This is a genomic window from Acinetobacter sp. COS3 (assembly GCF_000475335.1).
GTDB classification, from domain to species: domain Bacteria; phylum Pseudomonadota; class Gammaproteobacteria; order Pseudomonadales; family Moraxellaceae; genus Acinetobacter; species Acinetobacter venetianus.
In genome coordinates this window covers 1-22140 of record NZ_AXCD01000007.1, presented here as the reverse complement: position 1 = coordinate 22140, position 22140 = coordinate 1, and the positions used below count along the sequence as shown (strand labels likewise).

The 22140-nt window shown below is 39.1% G+C and carries 17 protein-coding genes; 8 read left to right on the top strand and 9 right to left on the bottom strand.

Annotated elements, in window-relative coordinates; translation table 11 throughout:
* Positions 1–36: 36 nt before the first annotated feature.
* The 7 genes from atzF (at position 37) to IO68_RS20865 (ending at position 10337) form a co-directional block, all read left to right on the top strand.
* Positions 37–1863 (top strand): allophanate hydrolase, encoded by a 1827-nt coding sequence (gene atzF / locus IO68_RS20895; RefSeq protein ID WP_023012812.1) that lies wholly within the window; start codon positions 37–39, stop codon positions 1861–1863.
* A 17-nt stretch (positions 1864–1880) separates the two neighbouring features.
* The gene (gene uca / locus IO68_RS20890; protein WP_023012811.1) at positions 1881–5486 is read left to right on the top strand and encodes an urea carboxylase; all 3606 of its coding nucleotides are present in this window, start codon (positions 1881–1883) and stop codon (positions 5484–5486) included.
* A gap of 6 nt (positions 5487–5492) precedes the next feature.
* Positions 5493–6185, top strand: coding sequence for a GntR family transcriptional regulator (locus IO68_RS33795; RefSeq protein WP_004879699.1), 693 nt, complete (start codon positions 5493–5495; stop codon positions 6183–6185).
* A 133-nt stretch (positions 6186–6318) separates the two neighbouring features.
* Positions 6319–7194: an AraC family transcriptional regulator gene (locus IO68_RS20880; protein ID WP_023012810.1), complete on the top strand. Its 876-nt coding sequence runs from the start codon at positions 6319–6321 to the stop codon at positions 7192–7194.
* A 7-nt stretch (positions 7195–7201) separates the two neighbouring features.
* The gene (locus IO68_RS20875; protein WP_023012809.1) at positions 7202–8206 is read left to right on the top strand and encodes an NAD(P)H-quinone oxidoreductase; all 1005 of its coding nucleotides are present in this window, start codon (positions 7202–7204) and stop codon (positions 8204–8206) included.
* A 109-nt stretch (positions 8207–8315) separates the two neighbouring features.
* The gene (gene hchA / locus IO68_RS20870) at positions 8316–9188 is read left to right on the top strand and encodes a glyoxalase III HchA (protein ID WP_023012808.1); all 873 of its coding nucleotides are present in this window, start codon (positions 8316–8318) and stop codon (positions 9186–9188) included.
* Positions 9189–9329: 141 nt separating this feature from the next.
* The gene (locus IO68_RS20865; RefSeq protein WP_023012807.1) at positions 9330–10337 is read left to right on the top strand and encodes a 2-dehydropantoate 2-reductase; all 1008 of its coding nucleotides are present in this window, start codon (positions 9330–9332) and stop codon (positions 10335–10337) included.
* Between the two features lie 62 nt (positions 10338–10399).
* Here IO68_RS20865 and IO68_RS20860 read toward each other — a convergent pair whose 3' ends face one another.
* Together IO68_RS20860 and IO68_RS20855 are read right to left on the bottom strand one after the other, a co-directional pair.
* Complete coding sequence (locus tag IO68_RS20860; RefSeq protein WP_023012806.1) at positions 10400–11275, bottom strand: bile acid:sodium symporter family protein; 876 nt, start codon at positions 11273–11275, stop codon at positions 10400–10402.
* Positions 11276–11528: 253 nt separating this feature from the next.
* Complete coding sequence (locus IO68_RS20855) at positions 11529–13040, bottom strand: aldehyde dehydrogenase family protein (RefSeq protein ID WP_004879686.1); 1512 nt, start codon at positions 13038–13040, stop codon at positions 11529–11531.
* A gap of 139 nt (positions 13041–13179) precedes the next feature.
* Between IO68_RS20855 and IO68_RS20850 the strand changes: the two genes are divergently transcribed.
* Positions 13180–14361, top strand: a complete 1182-nt coding sequence (locus IO68_RS20850) for a hypothetical protein (RefSeq protein ID WP_004879685.1) — start codon at positions 13180–13182, stop codon at positions 14359–14361.
* 214 nt (positions 14362–14575) lie between these two features.
* Here IO68_RS20850 and mdh read toward each other — a convergent pair whose 3' ends face one another.
* From mdh to IO68_RS20815, 7 genes are all read right to left on the bottom strand, one after another.
* On the bottom strand, positions 14576–15748 hold the full coding sequence (gene mdh / locus IO68_RS20845) for an iron-dependent methanol dehydrogenase (protein WP_023012805.1): 1173 nt from the start codon (positions 15746–15748) through the stop codon (positions 14576–14578).
* 176 nt (positions 15749–15924) lie between these two features.
* Positions 15925–17127 carry an OprD family outer membrane porin gene (locus tag IO68_RS20840; protein WP_227502877.1) on the bottom strand — a complete coding sequence of 401 codons (1203 nt, stop codon included), beginning with the start codon at positions 17125–17127 and terminating at the stop codon, positions 15925–15927.
* A gap of 102 nt (positions 17128–17229) precedes the next feature.
* Complete coding sequence (locus IO68_RS20835) at positions 17230–18594, bottom strand: aromatic acid/H+ symport family MFS transporter (RefSeq protein ID WP_023012803.1); 1365 nt, start codon at positions 18592–18594, stop codon at positions 17230–17232.
* Positions 18595–18775: 181 nt separating this feature from the next.
* Entirely contained in the window at positions 18776–19549 is a 774-nt protein-coding gene (gene pcaD, locus IO68_RS20830) for a 3-oxoadipate enol-lactonase (protein WP_023012802.1), read from the bottom strand.
* 10 nt (positions 19550–19559) lie between these two features.
* Positions 19560–20774, bottom strand: coding sequence for a 3-oxoadipyl-CoA thiolase (gene pcaF / locus IO68_RS20825; protein ID WP_023012801.1), 1215 nt, complete (start codon positions 20772–20774; stop codon positions 19560–19562).
* A gap of 411 nt (positions 20775–21185) precedes the next feature.
* Positions 21186–21839 carry a 3-oxoacid CoA-transferase subunit B gene (locus tag IO68_RS20820; RefSeq protein WP_023012800.1) on the bottom strand — a complete coding sequence of 218 codons (654 nt, stop codon included), beginning with the start codon at positions 21837–21839 and terminating at the stop codon, positions 21186–21188.
* A gap of 10 nt (positions 21840–21849) precedes the next feature.
* The coding region (locus tag IO68_RS20815; RefSeq protein ID WP_023012799.1) for a 3-oxoacid CoA-transferase subunit A at positions 21850–22140 on the bottom strand (291 nt) is incomplete at its 5' end.

The following is a 22140-nucleotide window of genomic DNA, read 5'->3' as shown; positions in this document are numbered from 1 at the left end:
TTAATTCAAACTTGTATACAAGATAGGATTCATAAAGTGCGTGAGATAAAAACTTTAGGCTGGACAGTTTCTGAATGGCAAACAGCTTATTTAAAAAATGAAATCCAGTTAGATAACTTGAAAGAATTAGTGACGGCAATTGCTCCACAAGATTGTGCGTGGATTTCAGTAGCGAGTACAGATTTAATTGAACAACAAATCCAAGCACTGAACGCTTTAACCCAAAACGCTGAAGACTTACAAAAACAATTTCCATTGTATGGCGTTCCGTTTGCAGTTAAAGACAATATTGATGTTACAGGCTTTGTGACGACAGCTGCATGTAAGGCATTGACTCAAATTGCCGACCAAGATGCTGAGACAGTTCGTTTGCTCAAACAAGCAGGTGCGATTGTGATTGGTAAAACCAATCTCGATCAATTTGCAACAGGGCTTGTTGGAACACGCTCTCCATTTGGTGCAGTGCCAAATACATTTAAATCTGAATATGTGAGTGGTGGTTCAAGTTCAGGTTCAGCAAGTGTCGTTGCACGAGGCTTTGTTCCTTTTGCTTTAGGTACTGATACGGCTGGCTCTGGTCGTGTTCCAGCAGGTTTTAATAACATTGTTGGATTGAAACCAACCAAAGGCCGTTTTTCTAATCGTGGTTTATTGCCTGCATGCAAAACGCTGGATTGTATTTCGATCTTCGCATTGACTGTGAGCGATGCTGAGCTTGTCGCCAATGTTGTTGAGGCATACGATGCACTCGATAGCTATTCAAGAAAACATCCTAAAAATGTTCCAGCACGCTTTTCGAGCAAAATGAAATTTGCTGTGCCAGCACAACTTAACTTTTTTGGTGATATTCAAGCAGATACTGCATTTCAAAAAACCATTCAACTGCTTGAATCACTGAATGCTGAAATCACAAAGATTGATTTCTCTGATTTTGAAAAACTTGCTGCTCAACTTTATCAAGGCTCATGGGTCGCGGAACGCACAGCAGCCGTTGAAGCCTTACTCAAAACCAATGCTGATGATTTTGATCCAACTGTTTTAGAAATCATTCAACAAGGTGAAAAATATACGGCGATCGATGCATACAATGCTGAATATTTAAAACAAGATTTGGCACGAAAAATTCAAGAAACATTGGCTGAATTTGATGCCTTAATCGTACCAACAACACCGACGATTTATACCATTGAAAAAGTACAGCAGTATCCGATCGAGTACAACGCACATTTTGGAACGTATACCAACTTTACCAACCTTGCTGATTTAAGCGCATTGGCTTTACCCGCAGGCTTTAGAGCAGATCATTTACCCTTTGGTATTACCTTGATTGCACCTGCTTGGCACGATGCTGCGCTCGCGCATTTTGGTAAAGCTTGGCAAAACTATTTAGCGCTGAAATTAGGTGCTTTGGACAAAAGTGTACCGTCAAATAGCTCGACTGTTATTTCTCCACATCATATTCGCGTTGCCGTAGTAGGAGCACACCTCACAGGTATGCCACTGAATTTCCAACTCACCACGCGTGATGCAGTTCATGTGGAAACCACAAAAACCTCTAAGAATTATGCGCTTTACGCACTCAATGGAACGATTCCGCCTAAACCGGGCTTAGCACGTCAAGAAGATGGTCAAAGCATTATCGTTGAATTGTGGGATGTGCCAACAGCGCGTTTTGGCGAATTTGTAGCAGAAATTCCAACACCTTTAGGCATGGGAAATGTCGAACTAGAAGATGGTCGTTGGGTGAAAGGCTTTATCTGTGAGCCTTATGGCTTAGGTGATGCGGAGAATATTAGTCACTTTGGTGGTTGGAGAGCTTACATCCAGCACCGCAATAGCCAAACAGCAAATACAACACTTTAATTTTTTGGGGAATCATCATGTTTAAAACAGTACTTATTGCAAACCGTGGTGAAATTGCTGTTAGAGCAATTCGAACGCTTAAAAAATTAGGTATTACCAGTGTAGCTGTATATTCAGACAGTGATCGTTACGCGCAGCATGTTGAAGATGCTGATATTGCTGTTGCTTTAGAGGGTTTGAAACCCGCTGATACCTATTTGAGCATTGAAAAGCTGATACAAGCTGCGAAACAAACAGGTGCAGAAGCCATTTTTCCCGGCTACGGTTTCTTGTCTGAAAGCGCTGATTTTTCACGCGCATGTGAAGAAAATAATATTGCTTTTATGGGGCCAACGGCGGAGCAAATTTTAGAGTTTGGGTTAAAGCATCGTGCGCGTGAGTTGGCGGCCGCTGCAAATGTGCCAATGACACCGGGAACAGGATTGCTGGATAGTTTGCAAGAGGCTTTGGCTGCGGCTGATCGAATTGGTTATCCGATCATGTTAAAAAGTACTGCTGGTGGTGGTGGTATTGGTTTAACACGTTGCGATACTCCACAAGCATTAACGGATGCTTACGAAAGTGTAAAACGCTTAGGCGAGCAATTCTTTAAAGATGCGGGCGTATTTATTGAATGCTTTATTGATAAAGCACGTCATGTCGAAGTCCAAATTTTTGGTGATGGTCAAGGTCAAGTGGTTGCATTTGGTGAGCGTGATTGTTCATTGCAACGACGTAACCAAAAGGTAGTCGAAGAAACACCTGCTGCAAATCTACCAGAAGCAACCCGCAAAAAATTGCATCAGGCGGCGGTGGAACTCGGACAATCTGTAAACTACCGCAGCGCGGGTACAGTTGAGTTCATTTACGATGCAAAACGTGATGAATTCTATTTTCTTGAAGTCAATACACGTTTACAAGTTGAACACCCTGTGACTGAAATGGTGACAGGCTTAGATTTAATTGAATGTATGTTGAAAGTTGCTGCTGGCGATGAATTGGACTGGAATTATTTAAGCAATATTCAGCCGCAAGGTGCTGCAATCGAAGTTCGTGTTTATGCTGAAGACCCAGCGAAAAACTTCCAGCCAAGTCCGGGTGTTTTGACCGAAGTTGCATTCCCAGAAGATATTCGTGTTGATACATGGGTGAAAACGGGAACAGAAATATCGCAATATTTTGATCCAATGATCGCCAAAATTATTGTCCATGCAGATGATCGTGCAGCTGCAATTGAAAAGTTAAAAACAGTATTGGCTGAAACTCGCTTAAATGGCATCAGTACCAACTTAGATTATGCACGTGCCATTGTGTCCGATGAGCGCTTTGAAAGTATGCAAATCTGGACACGGATGCTCGATGATTTTAACTATGCACCGAATGTGATTGAAGTCGTACAAGCAGGTACTTTGAGTTCGATCCAAGATTATCCGGGTCGTACAGGATATTGGGATATTGGTGTACCACCATCAGGTCCAATGGATGATTATGCATTTCAGCTTGCCAATCGAATTGTAGGTAATGATGCAAAAGCCGCAGGTTTTGAATTTACACTTGTCGGGCCAACATTAAAGTTTCATGCAAATACGACGATTGCACTCACGGGCGCAAGCTGTAAGGTATTGCTGGATGAAACTGAAATTGATTTTTGGCAACCCATTACAGTTAAAGCAGGTCAAACTTTAAAAATAGGACAAGTTGAATCAGGTTGCCGTACATACTTAGCGGTGCGTGATGGTTTAGATGTTCCATTGTATTTAGGTAGTCGTTCAACATTTGCACTGGGTAATTTTGGTGGTCATGCAGGGCGTACTTTACGCGTTGGTGACATGATCAAATTAGTTGATCCTGCATTTGCCAGTGTTGAGCTACCTGTTGCAATTGATACACCGCAAGCATTATCGACTGATTTAATTCCTGAATATGGCAATGAATGGGAAATCGGTGTTTTATATGGACCGCACGGCGCACCTGATTTCTTTAAACCTGAATATATAGAAGAATTTTTTGCATCTGAATGGACAGTACATTTTAACTCAAACCGTTTAGGTGTCCGTCTTTCTGGCCCTACACCAAGCTGGGCACGAGAAAATGGCGGTGAGGCAGGTCTACATCCATCCAATGTGCACGACTGTGAATATGCCATTGGTGCGATCAACTTTACGGGTGATTTTCCTGTCATTTTGGCAAAAGACGGCCCAAGCTTAGGCGGTTTCGTTTGCCCAGTCACTATTGCTAAAGCAGAGCTGTGGAAAGTCGGACAGCTCAAAGCAGATGATAAAATTCGTTTTTATCCGATGTCAGTTGAGCAAGCAAATGCGCTTGAGCTTAAACAAAAAGCCAATATTGAAAACTTTGCAAACGCTGAAAATGCTGCTGAAATTATTGAACCAACTGAAAATGTCAGTACCACCATTTTAGCGCAACGAGATGAAACAGACGTTTCTCCGAAAACTGTGTATCGCCAAGCAGGTGATAGTTATATCTTGCTTGAATACGGTGAAAATGTTCTAGATTTAGCATTGCGTTTACGCGTACATCAATTGATTCAAATGATTCGTGATGCTGACATTGCAGGGGTATTGGAACTGTCTCCGGGTGTGCGTTCACTACAAATCAAATATGATGGTCTCGTGATTCTACAAGCTGATTTAATTAGCAAACTTCTTCAGCTTGAAGCAGAAATGGGCGATTTGAGTAACCTTAAAATCCCATCTCGTATCGTTCATTTACCTATGGCATTTGAAGATAGTGCAACACTAGGAGCTGTTGAACGTTATCAAGAAAGCGTATGTGCCAAAGCACCTTGGTTGCCAAATAACGTCGATTTCATCCAACGCATTAATGGTTTAGCACATCGTGATGAAGTCAAAGATATTATCTTTGATGCCAATTATTTAATTTTGGGTTTAGGCGATGTGTATTTAACCGCGCCATGTGCTGTACCCATCGATCCACGCCATCGTTTATTGAGCTCAAAATACAATCCTGCGCGTACTTTTACGGCTGAAGGCACTGTGGGTATTGGTGGGATGTACATGTGTATTTACGGTATGGATTCACCCGGTGGTTATCAATTGGTTGGACGTACTTTGCCAATTTGGAATAAGTTTAAGAAAAATAAACAGTTTGGTGACAAACAATGGTTTTTAAAATTCTTTGACCAAATTAAATATTTCCCCGTCACTGAGGATGAGCTGAATCAGTGGCGTGCAGACTTTGAAAATGGTCGTGCTGAAATCAAAATCGAAGAGACTGAGTTTGATTATGCCGCTTATGTAAACTTCTTGGAAAATGAAGCAGAGAGTATCGCTGCATTTAAAGAGAAACAACAACACGCATTTACAACTGAAGTCAGCCGTTGGAAAGAAGAGTTCTCAACTCAGGCAGAAGAACAAATTGAACTTCCAAATGACGTGGATTACAGCCATCTTTCCTCACTTAATGCTTCTATGACAGGTAATATCTGGAAAATTTTTGTAGAAAGTGGGCAAGAGGTTAAAAAAGGTGAAACTGTTGCTATTATTGAAGCAATGAAAATGGAACTCCCTGTGTATGCTGAGGAAGATGGCATAGTGAAGGCAATTATTTGTCGCGCAGGGCAAACTGTTCACAGCGGTGAACCGTTGGTGTATATGGAATAGGTGCCAATGAAAGAGACAAAAATAACAACCAAAGGCTCAGACAGTTTGTCTGAGCTGGTTTACCAACGCATCAAGAATGATATCTTTGATTTCAAATTGATGCCCGGTGAACGCTTTACTGAGTCCGAAGTTGCAAAAGCCTATGATGTGAGTCGTACCCCAATCCGACAAGCATTGTATCGTTTGCAACAGGAAGGCTATGTTGATGTGAGTTTTCGTAGCGGTTGGCAAATCCGACCGCTGAATTTTCGTTATTACGAAGAGCTTTATGATGTGCGGATTGTGTTAGAAAAAGATGCCATTCGAAAACTTTGTTATATCGATCATCAAAACTCGGTTGAACTGTCTGTTTTAAAAGATTTTTGGATGGTTGAACCAAGCCAATATTTGAAAGATATCAAGCAACTTTCTCAACAAGATGAAGATTTTCATTGTGCTTTAGTTCGTGCTTCTGGAAATAATGAAATGGCACGGATTCATCGAGACTTGAGTGAACGCATTCGTATCATTCGTCGCTTAGATTTTTCCAAAGATTATCGTGTTGAGGCAACTTATCAAGAGCATCAAAAAATTTTAGGTTTTATCTTTAATCGAAAAGTTGATGAAGCGATCAATGCAATTGAAGCGCACATCATGCAAAGTCGTGATGAAGTGAAAAAAATTACCTTGCAGATGTTAGATTCGAGTCAGTTTTATTAAACTTTTCGAATATTAAAAAAGATTTATTATCATGAAAACTGTTAGTTTTATGCCTAATTCTGCATAAAACTAACAGTTTCCATTGTTTTACTATTTAATAATAAAAATCAAATTCCAAATCATCAGATTACCTATGATGAATCAACAACAGCTTATTTCTTTATTCCTTAAACTGGTCCGTAAAGAAGGTTTCTTTGCCACAGCGATTGATGGTATTACGCTGATGCGCGTAGATCACAACACACCTCCAATTTCGGTATTGCAAGAACCAACGCTTGTTTTCGTTTTACAAGGTAAAAAGCGCGGATATATAGCAAAAGAGACTTATTCATTTGAACAAGGTGAATGTTTAATTGTATCTGTTTCAATGCCATTTGATTGTGACACGATTGCAAGTTCAGAACAGCCGATGATTGCTGTTAGCATGAAGTTAGATGCCGATACCGTGAATGAATTGCTTGCTAAAACTTATTTTGAGAATTATCAATTTACCCCACTCACAACTGGGATGAGTGTCATTCAATACGATGAAACAATTTCATCTGTGCTTTTGAGACTATTAAATACCTTAACTTGCGAACAAGACATATTAATTCTCGGAGATCAAATTAAGCGTGAGCTGTTATACCGAGTTATTCAACACTCTGGGGCAGATGCTTTAAAGGGGCTTGTTGTACAGGGAAATCTAAGGCCTATTTATAAGATTTGTGAATATATTCAACATCATTTTACTGAAAAATTGACAGTTGAAATGCTTGCTGAACAAGCAAATATGAGTACATCTGCCTTTCACAAAGCATTTAAACAAGTTACTCAACATTCACCACTGCAATATTTAAAAGTTGTTCGGTTGCATAAGGCAAAACAATTGTTGCAAAACGCAGACCAAAGTGTTGCCCAAGCCGCTTATGCTGTTGGTTATCAAAGTTCTTCTCAATTTAGTCGAGAGTTTAAAAAACAGTTTGGTTTTTCTCCTAATCAGACTGAAGTAAATATAGATAAGGAATGATTAAATCATGAATCAGAATAGTAGAGAACAAATGCAATATATCGAAATTACTGAAGCAGGCGGTCCTGAAGTTCTAAAAGTTGTACAGGGTGAGAAACCTGAGATTAAAGAAGATGAAGTATTAATTGAAGTTTATGCAACGGGTATAAATCGACCAGATATTTTACAGCGGCAAGGACTTTACCCAATGCCTAAAGGCGTAACTTTAATTCCCGGTTTAGAAGTTGCAGGTGTTATTGTCGAAGTTGGTTCGGAAGTAGAAAACTTTAAAGTTGGTGACAAAGTCTGTGCACTTACCAATGGCGGTGGTTATGCAGAATATTGTGCAGTACCCGCTAATCAAACCTTAACAATGCCCAAAAATTTAAGTTTTGTAGAAGCAGCCGCTATTCCAGAAACTTATTTTACGGTTTGGGCAAATTTATTTCAGATTGGTCATTTAAAAAAGAATGAAACAGTGCTTATTCATGGTGGAGCAAGCGGAATTGGCTCAACAGCAATTAGTCTATGTCATGCGATGGGTATTCAATCTTATTCTACAGTTGGACATGATGATAAAGTCGAAAAATTGGCTTCTATGTCAAATGTTATCAATTACAAAACCCAAGATTTTGAAAAGGAAGTTTTAGCATTAACTGATGGAAAAGGGGTTGATGTCATTCTCGATATCATTGGAGCAGCCTATTTCAATCAGAACTTGCGATTGTTAAAACGTGATGGTCGATTGGTCATTATTGGTTTTATGGGTGGTCGAAAAGTAGATGGTTTTGATATTCAAGAATTAATGTTGAAACGAGCTGTCGTGACAGGATCGACCATGCGAGCCAGAACAAATGATGAAAAAGCAAAAATTACTCGAGAGCTTGAGCAATTTGTTTGGCCATTGATTGAAGCAGGACAATGTAAACCAATTATTTATAAAACATTTGCTTTTGAAGACGTTGCTCAGGCACATCAGTGCCTTGAGAGCAGCCAACATATTGGTAAAGTGGTATTAGAACTTAAATCTTAGTTTATGCCTAATTATGTTCATTCCATGCCTGTTTATATTCAAAACTTGAGCATGGCGAAGGCTTTAAGCAGTATGTGTTTAAACAAAACATGTGATGAGGAATCTCAAAATGACTACAAATTTAGATGATCGTAATCCAACTCCAGATCTTGCTGAAGATAATGCTTTTTTCCCGTCTCCGTATTCACTTAGTCAATATACTTCAGCCAAAACAGATTATGACGGCACAACTTATCCTACTCCATATGAAGGCAATAAAAAAATCTTAATGATTGCAACGGATGAACGCTATATCTTGATGCAAAATGAGAAATTCTTTTCAACAGGAAATCATCCTGTAGAAATGTTATTGCCAATGTTTCATCTAGATAATGCAGGTTTTGAATTTGATATTGCTACACTTTCTGGAAATCCTGTAAAACTGGAAATGTGGGCAATGCCAAATGAAGAGCAAGTTGTGTTGGATACTTATAAAAAGTATGAAAAGCAATTAAAAGCACCACTTAAACTTGCTGATATTTTAGAAAATGCATTAAGTGTTGATTCGCCATATGCAGGCGTATTTATCCCCGGAGGTCATGGTGTACTGGCAAAAATACCACATAGCACAGAAGTAAAAGCGTTATTAAAGTGGGCAATCGATCATGATAAATATGTGATTACTTTGTGTCATGGTCCTGCATCTTTACTCGCTGCTGCTGTAGGTGAAGTACCAGAAGATTTTATTTTTAAAGACTATCAAGTTTGTGTATTTCCTGATGCTTTAGATAAAGGGGCAAACATTGATATTGGTTATATGCCAGGACAGCTTCCTTGGTTAGTTGGTGAAAACCTTGAAAAGTTAGGCGTCAAGATTTTGAATAAAGGGATTACAGGTCAGGTACATAAAGATCGAAAGCTTTTAACGGGAGATAGTCCGCTAGCGTCCAATAATTTAGGTAAGCTTGCTGCAACAACGTTATTGGCTGATCCAAATCTTTAATGAATACTACATAGTAAAAAGCTCAACTTAATGTTGGGCTTTTTTATGAAAATTAAAAACTTTGTAAGGTAAATGACAAACTGACCAATAAAAATTGTTTAAATTAATAAAAGTTGGAAATTAGAAGCCGAAGGGAAGTGAATGAAAGTATGTATTTACGGTGCAGGGAGTATTGGTTGTTATCTTGGTGGGAGATTGGCTGCGGTAGGAGTTGATGTCGATTTTATCGTTCGTCCTTCAGTAAAACAACAACTTCAACATCACGGTCTGACTGTCTCAGATTATTTAGGACGAAGACAAACAATTTCAGTGGATGCGCTTCAGTTATACGATTCGGCGGATCTTGCTAATCAGGCAGACATCATTTTTGTTTGCGTAAAATCAGCTGCAACTCAACAAGTTGCAGCTGAGTTAAATATGATTTTAAAGAAAAGAACCATTATTATTAGTTTCCAAAATGGTTTAAGCAATGTAGGTGTCTTAAAACAGTTTCTAGATGGTCATACAGTGCTAGAGGGTATGGTGCCTTTTAACGTTGCAACTCTTGGAAATGGGGTATTCCATCAAGGTACTGAAGGAACTTTATCTGTTAAGAAAAATGATGGTTTAACTGAATTAATCCAAGCCTTTCAGCAGGCACATTTAGCAATAAAATTAGAACAAGACATGCAAGCGATTCAATGGGCAAAATTACTACTAAATCTAAATAATTCAATTAATGCATTATCACAATTACCATTAAAACAACAACTCTCTATTCGTGAGTATCGACAGTGTTTAGCAATAGCCCAACTAGAGGCATTAAATTTGCTAAAAATAGCAAAAATAAAACCCGCCCAGTTAACCACGATACCGGCTCGCTTCATTCCAAATATTTTGAAATTACCAAATCCTATTTTTAATCTTGTCAGTAGGAAAATGTTGGAAATTGATCCCCATGCAAGATCATCAATGGCTGATGACTTACTCTCTGGAAAGAAAACAGAAATTGACTGGATTAATGGCGAAGTTGTAAAACTAGCAGAACAGCTAAGTTTAAAAGCACCGATTAATCAGAAGTTAATTGAGTTGATTAAACAAGCTGAATCAACAATACAATCAAAAGCATGGTCAGGAGTAGAGCTTAAATCAGAGTTAATGTCTCTATAATCGCTTTCGCATAAAAAAGCGTATAACTTATATACGCTTATATTTAGATTAATATTGTATGTTTATTGGGCAATTACAGCATCTTTAGGGCCGAATTTAGTAATCAATATTCCAAATATAGTCGCAAAAATATACATGAATATTGAATAGACTGCTGCTGGCATAGCAATGGTAGTACTTGCCATAATCGTAAGCGCAATGGTCATTGCTAAAGTACTGTTATGAATACCAATTTCAAATGCACATGCTCGTGCTTGATATGAGCTAATACCCATAATACGTGGTACAAAATATCCAACCATAAGACTGATCGCGCAGAATAGTGCTGTTGCAAGACCAATCTGGCCAAGATAATCAATTAAATTATTTCGCTCTTTAATAATCGCACCTAAAATAATAATTACGAGAAATACTACCGCGAAGATTCGGACAGGACGATTTAGCTTCTCAGCAATTTGTGGCGCATAGTGACGAATAATCATCCCAATACATACAGGCACTAAAATAATCAAAAAAACTTGTAAAACCTTAGTGAATTGTAGACCGACTTGCTGGCCTTCATTCATGAAATGCAAGATTGAAAAGTTCACAATAAAAGGCAGAAAAACGGCTGCAACAATTGCATTTATTGCAGTTAAAGTAATATTCAGTGCGATATCACCTTTATATAAATAGCTAAATAAATTGGCGGTTGTTCCTCCCGGTGAAGCTGCCAACAGCATTAATCCCACTGCTAAAAGTGGGGGAAGTGCTAATATTTTGCAAATTAAAAAAGCAATACCCACCAATAGAATCAACTGGCAGAACAAAGCGATTAAAACTGCTTTGGGATGTTTGCTAACTCTTGCGAAGTCTTTAAGTGTTAATTCTAAACCCATACCTGCCATGACGATCGCTAAAGCAATAGGCAAAAATATTGTGATCAATCCTGAATCCATAACCGTACTTTCCTAAGTCATATTCTTTTGATAAATAATTGCTGTTTTATTTGATTTGGTCATTACCAAGAAAAATCTTGAATGATCTAAATTTGATTTAGTACTTTAAACATATATTTATTTGAAAATCTGTCAACTACACGACAACTGATACTTTTACTTATCTTTTTGATTAAAGTAAAAAGGCAAGTACAGCTTGTGTACTTGCCTTGGTTTAAATTGACTTACCTAAAAAGTAAATGTCTTTTAATTTTTAAAAGAAACCTGCTGGTTTAGTTGAATAACTTACCAAAAGATTCTTAGTTTGTTGATAATGATCTAACATCATGCGATGGTTTTCACGACCAATACCTGACTTTTTGTATCCACCAAAAGCTGCATGTGCTGGATAAATGTGATAGCAGTTAGTCCAAACACGACCAGCTTCAATTGCACGGCCTGCACGATATGAAATATGTGCTGAACGTGACCAGACACCTGCACCTAAACCATAAATAGTTTCATTTGCGATTTTGATCGCTTCGTCAAAGTCCTTAAACGTTGTTACTGAAAGTACTGGTCCGAAAATTTCCTCTTGGAAAATTTGCATACTGTTGTGACCTTTAAAGACAGTCGGTTCGATATAAAAACCTTCACCTACTTCTTGACGAGCACTACCACCCGTGAGGACTTCTGCACCTTCTTCACGACCAGTGCTGATACAACGTAGGATTTTCTCTTGTTGTTCTAAAGATGCTTGAGCACCAATCATGGTTTCCGTATCTAAAGGATGACCTAATTTAATACGTTTCACACGTTCAATGGCTTTTTCTAAAAACTTATCTGCGATACTTTCTTGAACAAGCGCACGAGAAGGACAAGTACATACTTCACCTTGGTTTAAGGCAAACATTGCAAAACCTTCAAGTGCTTTATCAAGATAGTCGTCGTCTTGATCCATTACATCTTCAAAGAATAAGTTTGGAGACTTACCACCAAGCTCTAATGTAACAGGGATAATATTTTCAGTTGCGTACTGCATAATTAATTGGCCAACTTGTGTTGAACCAGTAAAGGCAATTTTTGCAATACGTGGGTTTGTTGCTAGTGGGCGGCCAACTTCTGCACCAAAACCATTAACTACGTTAAGTACACCAGCAGGTAAAATATCTTGAATCAGTTCAAGTACTAATAAAATACCAACAGGCGTTTGCTCAGCAGGTTTTAATACCACACAGTTTCCTGCTGCTAGTGCAGGTGCAAGTTTCCATGCCGCCATGAGGATAGGGAAGTTCCAAGGAATGATTTGCCCCACCACACCTAAAGGCTCATGGAAATGGTATGCAATTGTATCTTCATCAATTTCAGAGATTCCGCCTTCTTGTGCACGAATACATCCTGCAAAATAACGGAAGTGATCAATTGCCAGTGGAATATCAGCTGCCAAAGTTTCACGAACTGGTTTACCGTTGTCCCAAGTTTCTGCGACTGCAAGAAATTCCAAGTTTTGTTCCATACGATCAGCAATTTTTAATAAAATATTTGAACGTGTTGTTGGAGAGCTTTTATTCCATTCAGCTTTCGCTTTATGTGCCGCATCGAGAGCAAGTTCAATGTCTTCAACTGAAGAACGCGGGATTTTTGTAAACACTTTGCCATCGACAGGTGAAACATTATCGAAGTATTCTCCTCTTACAGGAGCTACCCATTGACCGCCAATAAAGTTTTCATATTGAGCTTTAAACTGGACTTTAGAGCCAGCTTGATTAGGATCGATGTAACGCATATTAGATTCCTTTGCTTATAATTGATCTTAAATATCTACAGCTTTGGTATAAGGTACTTTTGTACGCTATTTCATTAGGATATAAATGAGAAGGTTGGAGAAAGGTTGGAAATCAGGGTCATGAGTGAGGGATACACAAATGTTTACAAAACAAGACCTGCTGCAACAACGTAAGTCGGTAGATCAACTAAAACGACAAAATAGTTTATCGCCGCAAAATGCTGAAAAACTTGGACAAAGTATTGCTAGCTCATGGCAGAGATCGGCTTCGTCTGCTATTCCTAAAGAGCGTTTAGCCGCACCTTTGTTGAGCCAAAATAGTAAAAATAAAACCAGTTTAGATATGGCTTTAGAAAGTTGCTCAAATGAACTGAGCCATATTGCTGATCAATCTTCAATGGTGATTGCGGTTGGTGATGTTGGTAGTACGATTATTTGGACAGCATCAAGCTCACAAATGCAAAGTGCAGCTGAAAAAGTCCATTTCATTGCTGGCGGACAATGGGCAGAGGATGTTGTGGGGACAAATGCATTGGCTTTGTCATTGAAAACACAACAATCTAGCTGTGTATTTTCCAATGAGCATTACATGGAATCTGTGCATGATTGGGTATGTTATGCAGCGCCGATCATTGATCCATATTCCAAACAAGTGCTTGGTGTGGTTGATTTATCTACGACTTGGAAAAAGCATAACACTTTGGGCATGTTAGCCGCTGAGCGTTGTGCATCTATTATTCAAACGGCTTTGATTGAGCAACAACGCCAACGTTTATATATTCGTGCGTTCGCTACGCCACAAATTATTTTTAATCAAAAATCGTTAGTTTTAACCCCACGTCAAGTCGAGATTTTGGTCATCCTCGCATTGTGTCCAAACGGATTGAATCTTGAGAATCTTCATCAAGCTTTATATGGCGAACGCAAGGTGAGTATCGGTACTTTAAAAGCGGAAATGTCGCAATTAAGAGATATTTTAGGGGGAATGTTAGGTTCTCGACCATATCGATTATTGGCAGATGTTGAAGCAGATTTCTTATCGGCAGAACAAGCACTTGACTCAGGCTATGTGGCATCAGCTTTGCAATTGTATAAAGGTGTTTTTCTTTCAAAAACTGAAAGCCCATTTTTATGCGCATGGCGAGATTGTTTGGAGTCTCGTTTAAGTGATGCAATTTTTAAGACCAAAGAAACTGATCTTTTACTGAAGCATGTTGCACATTTCCCAGAAGCAATTGATGCTGTAGAACGTTTGATGGAACTATTGCCAGAAGATCATCCAGCCCATTTATCTCTGAATAAATTTAAAGATATTTACTAGAATCAGTTCGTGAAAATTTAATATGTGAAAGTTGATTACTTGAAATGAAATCTGAAAAATGATCAAGAAGTTTCTTAGTTACTGAATTTTTAAAAAATAATTCTTAAGATCATAATTTTTATAAATAAAAAAAGTGGGAATATAACCTTTTTAATATTCCCACAAAAAAGTAAGCCAATTTCTCGGAGTTTTGGCTTACTTTTGAGAGGAACTGTTATAACGCAGCTTTGAAAATTTCTACCACTTGAGCATGTGTTGCTTTACGAGGGTTAGTCAACATACATGCATCTTTCTGAGCATTTTCAGACATGATTGCAAGATCTTCAGTCTTAACGCCTAACTCAGTTAAACCAGATGGAATTCCAATTGAAGAAGATAATTCACGGATAGCATCAATCGCGGCAAAAGCAGCTTTAGTTTCAGTGAAACCTTCAACATTAACGCCCATCAACTCAGCAATTTTAGCGTAACGATCTTGGCAAGCGATTAAGTTAAATTCACATACATGAGGTAATAAAACGGCATTACATACACCATGTGGAAGATTGTAGAAACCACCTAATTGATGTGCCATCGCATGAACATAACCCAATGACGCATTGTTGAATGCCATACCAGCAAGATATTGTGCATAGCTCATTGCATCACGAGCTTCGATATTCTCACCATTGGCGACAGCAGGACGTAACCATTGACTGATCATCGTAATTGCTTTTTCAGCGCATGCATCGGTAATTGGGTTTGCCGCAGTTGATACATAAGCTTCAACAGCATGTGTCAATGCATCCATACCTGTTGCAGCGGTCAAACCAGCTGGTTTTGCAACCATAAGTTTTGGATCATCGATGGCGATCAAAGGCGTACAACGCCAATCTACAATTGCCATTTTTACGTGAGTATCAGTATTGGTAATAATGCAGAAACGCGTCATTTCTGATGCAGTTCCAGCAGTTGTGTTTACAGCAATCAGTGGGGTCATCGGAACAGTACTTTTGTCGATACCTTCATAGTCACGAATATGTCCGCCGCCAGCAGTCACAAGACCAATCCCTTTCGCACAATCGTGTGATGAACCGCCACCTAATGAAACGATAAAATCACATCCATTGTCGTTATAGGCTTTAACACCGTTATGAACATTAATATCAGTTGGGTTGGGTTCAGCACCAGGGAAAACATGGCTATCTACACCAGCATCTTTTAAATATGCTGAAATCGTATCTGCTACGCCAAATTTGAATAGACCTTCGTCTGTGACGATCAGTGCTTTCTTTGCACCAAGGTTTTGCGCTTTTATGCCGATTTCTTTAGCACAGCCGGGGCCAAAAAGTGAAACGCAAGGGATATAAAAACCGTTTGTTTGATCTGCAATATTTTTAAAAGCCATGGAGTGATTCCTTCTTCCATATTCCATAATTTGTTATACAGGTGGTCTAGCACCTTGGACTTAGTATGGAGTGCTTTAAAAAATTTCCTACCTACCAAAAACCTACCAAAGAAATTTTGTTTTTAATCATAAGGATATGGGTGCATTAGCACCCATAATTAAACATTTTTCTGAGATTAGAACCGCTTTGTATAGTTCACAAATAGACGATCTTCACCAAAATCATTACCGTGCTCTACATTGTAATCAATACGAATATATTGTAATGCTAAACCTTTAAGAAAGGGTTGTTGAAAAGCATAATTTAAAATAATGTTAGATTCACTTTCATTATTTTCTTTACCATCGGCTGTTTTGAAGCTATCTCCATATACATATTTGACTGCTGCATTGAAGCCCGGAATATAATCTTTAAAATTATATCCATAGATAAAATGATATGATTTTTCATCCTTTTTAAAGAAACCCGTTGCATTCCAGTTAATAAAATAAGTTTCAGGTAAAAAACCATCTGGTAGAGGATATGCAGATTCACCAATAATTTGTTGATAACCTAATCCAAAAGTATGATTGTTTACTTTTAGTGTTTCTAATAAACCTATATTTTGTGCATCAATATTGAAGTTATTGCCATCTTCTTTTGCATTAAAATATTTAAATTTTGAGCCAAGAGTAAAATTTTCTGTATTAAAACTATGATCTAAACCAAGATAATGCTTATTATACAAATCTTGCATATTGCCAAAATAGTATTCAGCTTTTAAAGAAGGCATAACCTGATAGCGTAAATCAATGTAGTTTAAACCATCTGAATATTCAGTTTTTCCATTTGAGGTAAAAGAGAATTTCTGAAAATCTTCAGCATTTCGTGGTGAAACTTTTTCTACACGACCAATTTCTGCATAGAGTTGATCAGTAAGCTGAGATTTTAAGTTCGTTCCCCAGTAGGAAGTAAGCAACTGACGACTTGCATCTACAGCCGTAACAGGTAGATCTAGCCAAAGTTCACCCACACTTAATAACGTTTTATCATAACCAAGTTTTAATGTTGCTCCATGCTTTAAATAATCTGGTGCTTGAGACTGAGTTTCTCTATCGAAGGGAAGGACGGTATCTGCGACATGCTTATCCGAACTTAGACGCACCGCATATTGAACGGATGCATCCACACCGATCTTTAACGGCTTATCAGCAATAGTAAGCGGAGTGTCTACCATTCTTGAATTATAAAATAATGATGCTGCTTGAGACCAACTCCCTGTATCTTTTAAATTTTCATTTTCAAAATTACGGTTGATATAGGCATTTTTTAAGGTAAATTTCCATTCGTCTTTAGCTGTATCCTCAGCAAATGCAGACATACTTGTGCAGCTCACCATCAGGAAAAATGTGGTTATAGCAATACGATTTAATTTAAAGATAGGCATTCTTTCATCATCCATTTAAAAGTTAAGTTGCGCCAATCCTAGGCGCAACAAGTTTTACTGTTGGCTAAGTGAAGTTTGAGGTTGAAGAGTGTTCTTTGTAGATTCAGTCGCGTTGACAGAAGCTTTAAGATTCACTAAGAAGATTGCTAATGCAGCAATTACACCGGGAATCGCAATTGCTAAGAAGTTCATTTGATGTGGTAATTCAAAGGTAAGTAATGCACCTGTTAAGACTGGCCCAATAATTGCCCCGATACGACCAATTCCTGATGCCCAGCCCATACCTGTTGAACGGACAGTGGTTGGATAAAACTGTGCGACGAAAGTATAAAGTAAGATTTGAGAACCAATCGTTGCTGCGCCAGCGAGTGCAATTAAGCTGTAGAGAATGAATTGAGGGCTGTTGAAACCTAATAAAATCAATGAAGCTGCACCTATGATAAACATAGCGGTAATCACAGGTTTCAAATGGAATTTATCTGCCAAAGCGCCACCGCCAATCGCACCAACCATTCCACCGATATTTAAGGCAAATAAGAACAGCATACTTGCACCTAGCGAATAACCCGCTTGCAGCATTAATTTTGGTAACCAGCTACCCAGCGCATAAACCATAAGCAGACACATAAAAAATGCGATCCAAAACATAAATGTGCTGAATGCTCGACCTTGTTGAAATAACGCACGTACAGGTGCATCTGTGTGAATATTTTCATTAAATACAAGTTGAGTTTCTTGGTTGATTTCAGCATTGGGCGCAAGTTTCGAGACGATCTGCTTTGCTTGATCGTGATGTTCCGACTTGATTAGAAATGCTAATGATTCAGGTAGGAATTTCCAGATAACAGGCAAGAGCAGTAATGGAATACCTGCAAGAATAAACATGATCTGCCAACCCATGTCTTTAACTAACCAAGCACCCAATAATGCTGAAGTCATACCACCGATTGCATATCCACTAAACATAATTGCAACTAAGGTGCTACGAATCTTTTTCGGTGCGTATTCAGTCATGAGTGCGACGACATTTGGCATAACACCGCCAATGCCTAGACCTGCTAGAAAACGCAAAATAGCGAATTCGACAGGATTATCAGCAAATGCACCAATAAATGTGAAGCCACTGAATAATGCAACACAAATCATAATAGTTTTCTTTCGGCCTAAACGATCTGAAATCGTGCCGAAAATCATTGCACCAAACATCATTCCAAACAGCGCGGCGCTTGCTAATAAGCCTGCTTGCACAGCAGTTAAAGACCATTGCTGCATTAATAATGGCAGAGCAACACCATAAATAACTAAATCATAACCATCGAATATAATAATTAATAAACACCATATTAAAACCTTCCAATGAAATGGGTTAAATTTAGCATTATCAATAATCTCATTAATATTGACATTTGACATATTCATCCTTCACCTCCAATTTGTGAAGCATCTGTTATTTTGTAATTAAATTATTTTGTTATGTGTTCTGAGTCAAAAACTTAATTGATATATCTTTATGTCATTAAAGTATTAATATTTATTCTATTTAAATTAAAAACGACAAAAAGCAGAGTATTTAAACCCTGCTTTTTTATCAAATGGTATATTAAATAAATTTATCTATTAACTGATTAAAATCATCTGGCAGTTCAACATTTGAAATATGCGATGCATTAATTTCTGCTAATAGTGCATTTGGAATTTGTTGTTGTATAAACTCTCCATCAGCTACGGTTGTTACAGGATCTTGTGTCCCTGCAATAATTAGCATAGGAATAGAGATTTTTTTTAGTTCTGTGCGAACATCCGCTTTAGCCAAAGCCTCACAACAATTTGCATAACCTATTGCGCTGCCAGCACTTAAATCGTTACATAGGTTCGTTACAACTACTGAGTGACTTTGGATAAAGGGATCAGTAAACCATCTTGAGGCTGCCGTGGCCGCAATAGGTTGTAAACCTTGTTCACGAACAAGCTGTGCTCGATCTTGCCATGCTTGTTCCTGTCCAATCTTCGCTGCGGTATTAGCAACGATTACATGGCTAAACCGTGTTGGATAATGAATCGCCAGCCATTGTCCTGTGATTCCACCCATTGAAATACCACAAAATGCTGCTTTAGAAATATTGAGGTGATCTAACAAAGCAATCACATCTTTTCCAAGCTGCTCTAATGTGTAAGATTCTTGTGGTGCTGTAGAAGAACCATGACCTCGTGTGTCATAGCAAATTACAAAAAAGCGTTCTTTAAAATAATTAAACTGCTTTTGCCACATCCCATAATTTGTGCCCAACGAGTTTGAAAATACAAGTGCAGGGGAGTTTGGATCACCAAAAGTTTGATAATTGATTTGAGCATCTTGAGATTGAAAAATAGGCATAAAATGCTCCTTAAACTTGTTCAACACGTTGAATAATGAGCGCAATGCCTTGACCCACACCAATACACATCGAACACAATGCATACTGCCCTTGAATCTGTTCAAGCTGGTTCAATGCGGTGGTGACTAAGCGTGCGCCTGACGCTCCTAACGGATGACCTAATGCAATCGCACCACCATTCGGATTGATACGTGCATCATCATCCGCCAAACCTAAATCACGGGTCACTGCTAAAGCTTGGGCTGCAAAGGCTTCGTTTAACTCAATCACATCCATCTGCTCTAATGTCAGATTGGTCTGTTGCAGTAATTTCTTAATTGCAGGTGCAGGCGCAAATCCCATAATGCGTGGTTCAACACCCACCGTTGTTGCAGCAATAATTTTGGCGCGTGGTTTCAGTTGATAGTGAGCAACCGCTTCATCTGAGGCGATCAAGAGTGCTGCTGCACCATCATTAATCCCTGATGCATTACCTGCTGTCACTGTGCCATCTGCTTTTACCACACCTTTGAGTTTAGTTAAGGCTTCAATCGTGGTTGATGCGCGTGGGTGTTCATCGGTATCTACCACAATCGCATCGCCCTTACGCTGAGGAATAGTGACGGGCACGATCTCTTGTTTAAAAAAGCCTTTGGCTTGCGCTGCTGCAGTACGTTGTTGGCTCACCAAGGCAAACTGGTCTTGATCGGCACGATTGATATTGAATTGTTCTGCCACGTTTTCAGCCGTTTGTGGCATGGTGTCCACACCATACATTTCTTTCAGTTTTGGATTGATAAAACGCCATCCCATGGTGGTGTCTTCAACCTTTTGACTACGTCCAAATGAACTCTCTGATTTACCCATCACGTATGGGGCGCGGCTCATGCTTTCCACACCACCAGCAATGATCAGGTTTGCTTCATTGGCTTTGATCGCACGCGCTGCCATAGCAATGGCATCTAAAGATGAACCACATAAACGATTCACTGTGGTTGCAGGAACTTGATACGGTAAGCCTGCTAATAATGCAGACATACGGCCCACGTTACGATTGTCTTCACCCGCTTGATTGGCACAGCCATAAATCACGTCATCTACTTGTTGCCAATCGACCGTTGGATTTCGTTGTATTAGGGCTTGAATCGGAACTGCACCGAGGTCATCTGCACGTACAGGCGCTAAACCACCTGCATAACGGCCAAATGGAGTACGAATGGCATCAATGATATAAGCGTTTTTCATAGTCTTACACTTCCATATTTCAATCTGTTGTGACCACTGCCACAAATTGCGGGTTCAGTCATACTTCCTTTGCGTAAGTAATGCCTCACTGTTGACAGGGCAAAAGTGACAAAACCCATTGTTGAACAGAGGAGGCTTCCTTGCCTCCCTGTCCAACGGACGACATCCATGTCGCCTGTCACGATAGTTAGTTACTGGAAAAAATCTAAATATAAGTGAGTAAAAAACTGCATTTAAACCATTCCAATCAATATTTCACGGTGGCGACATGGATGTCGCCTCGTTACTCAGCACAACACGGATGTTGTGTCTGAGTAACAAAGGATTTTTGTTACTTTTTATCCTTAAAAAGTAAGGCAATGCCTATACAAAAAACTTTCGCTTTAACCCGTAATTAGTGGCTGGTCAACATTATCCCTGCGTCGCATCAATCAACTGAGCACCTGTCAAAGCCTGTAATTCCTCAAAGCTCAGACCATCCACTTTTTCAATCACCTTTAAACCGTCTGTGGTCACATCAATCACACACAGATCGGTATAAATACGATCAACACATTTCAATCCTGTTGCTGGGTAAGTGAGTTCTTCAACAATCTTGGGTTCACCTTGTTTAGTGACATGATCAGTCGTGATAAACACTTTCTTTGCACCAACGGCTAAATCCATTGCACCACCCACAGCAGGAATGGCATCGGCTGCACCTGTGTGCCAATTGGCAAGATCACCGTTGGCTGCAACTTGGAATGCACCGAGTACTGCAATATCCAAATGTCCACCGCGCATCATGGCAAATGAATCACCGTGATGGAAAAAGCACCCACCTGTTAGCATAGTGACGTATTCTTTACCTGCATTAATCAGTTCAGGATCTTCTTCACCTTTGGCTGGGGGTGGACCAAAGGCCAACAAACCATTTTCAGAATGCAGAAACACATCTTTATCCGCAGGTAAGTATTTTGAAATCTTGGTCGGTAAACCAATGCCTAAATTGACATAAGCTCCATCTGGAATATCTTGTGCAACACGTTCAGCAATCTGATCACGGTTGAGTTTTTGATAGCTCATGTTGTTCTCCTTATGCTGATACAGGTGAAGTTGCTTCAACGGCAACTACATGTTGGACAAAGATGCCTGGGGTAATAATGTGTTCAGGATCAAGCTGACCCAGTTCCACCACTTCAGAGACTTGAGCGATGGTGACATCTGCTGCCATCGCCATGATTGGACCGAAGTTACGTGCAGATTTATTGAAAACTAAATTGCCCCAACGATCGCCTTGATAAGCTTTGATCAAAGCAAAGTCGGCTTTGATTGGGTATTCCAGTACATAGTCTTTGCCATCGATATGACGGGTTTCTTTGCCTTC

Bases quoted from the DNA above. Each gene is read 5' to 3' on its own strand.
- pcaD (WP_023012802.1), bottom strand. From the start codon at position 19,549: ATGCCTATTTTTCAATCTCAAGATGCTCAAATCAATTATCAAACTTTT.
- IO68_RS20855 (WP_004879686.1), bottom strand. From the start codon at position 13,040: ATGCGTTACATCGATCCTAATCAAGCTGGCTCTAAAGTCCAGTTTAAA.
- IO68_RS20850 (WP_004879685.1), top strand. From the start codon at position 13,180: ATGTTTACAAAACAAGACCTGCTGCAACAACGTAAGTCGGTAGATCAA.
- IO68_RS20840 (WP_227502877.1), bottom strand. From the start codon at position 17,127: ATGGTGAGCTGCACAAGTATGTCTGCATTTGCTGAGGATACAGCTAAA.
- IO68_RS20865 (WP_023012807.1), top strand. From the start codon at position 9,330: ATGAAAGTATGTATTTACGGTGCAGGGAGTATTGGTTGTTATCTTGGT.
- IO68_RS20835 (WP_023012803.1), bottom strand. From the start codon at position 18,594: ATGAATATGTCAAATGTCAATATTAATGAGATTATTGATAATGCTAAA.
- mdh (WP_023012805.1), bottom strand. From the start codon at position 15,748: ATGGCTTTTAAAAATATTGCAGATCAAACAAACGGTTTTTATATCCCT.
- IO68_RS20875 (WP_023012809.1), top strand. From the start codon at position 7,202: ATGAATCAGAATAGTAGAGAACAAATGCAATATATCGAAATTACTGAA.
- hchA (WP_023012808.1), top strand. From the start codon at position 8,316: ATGACTACAAATTTAGATGATCGTAATCCAACTCCAGATCTTGCTGAA.
- IO68_RS33795 (WP_004879699.1), top strand. From the start codon at position 5,493: ATGAAAGAGACAAAAATAACAACCAAAGGCTCAGACAGTTTGTCTGAG.
- IO68_RS20820 (WP_023012800.1), bottom strand. From the start codon at position 21,839: ATGAGCTATCAAAAACTCAACCGTGATCAGATTGCTGAACGTGTTGCA.
- uca (WP_023012811.1), top strand. From the start codon at position 1,881: ATGTTTAAAACAGTACTTATTGCAAACCGTGGTGAAATTGCTGTTAGA.
- IO68_RS20880 (WP_023012810.1), top strand. From the start codon at position 6,319: ATGATGAATCAACAACAGCTTATTTCTTTATTCCTTAAACTGGTCCGT.
- IO68_RS20860 (WP_023012806.1), bottom strand. From the start codon at position 11,275: ATGGATTCAGGATTGATCACAATATTTTTGCCTATTGCTTTAGCGATC.
- pcaF (WP_023012801.1), bottom strand. From the start codon at position 20,774: ATGAAAAACGCTTATATCATTGATGCCATTCGTACTCCATTTGGCCGT.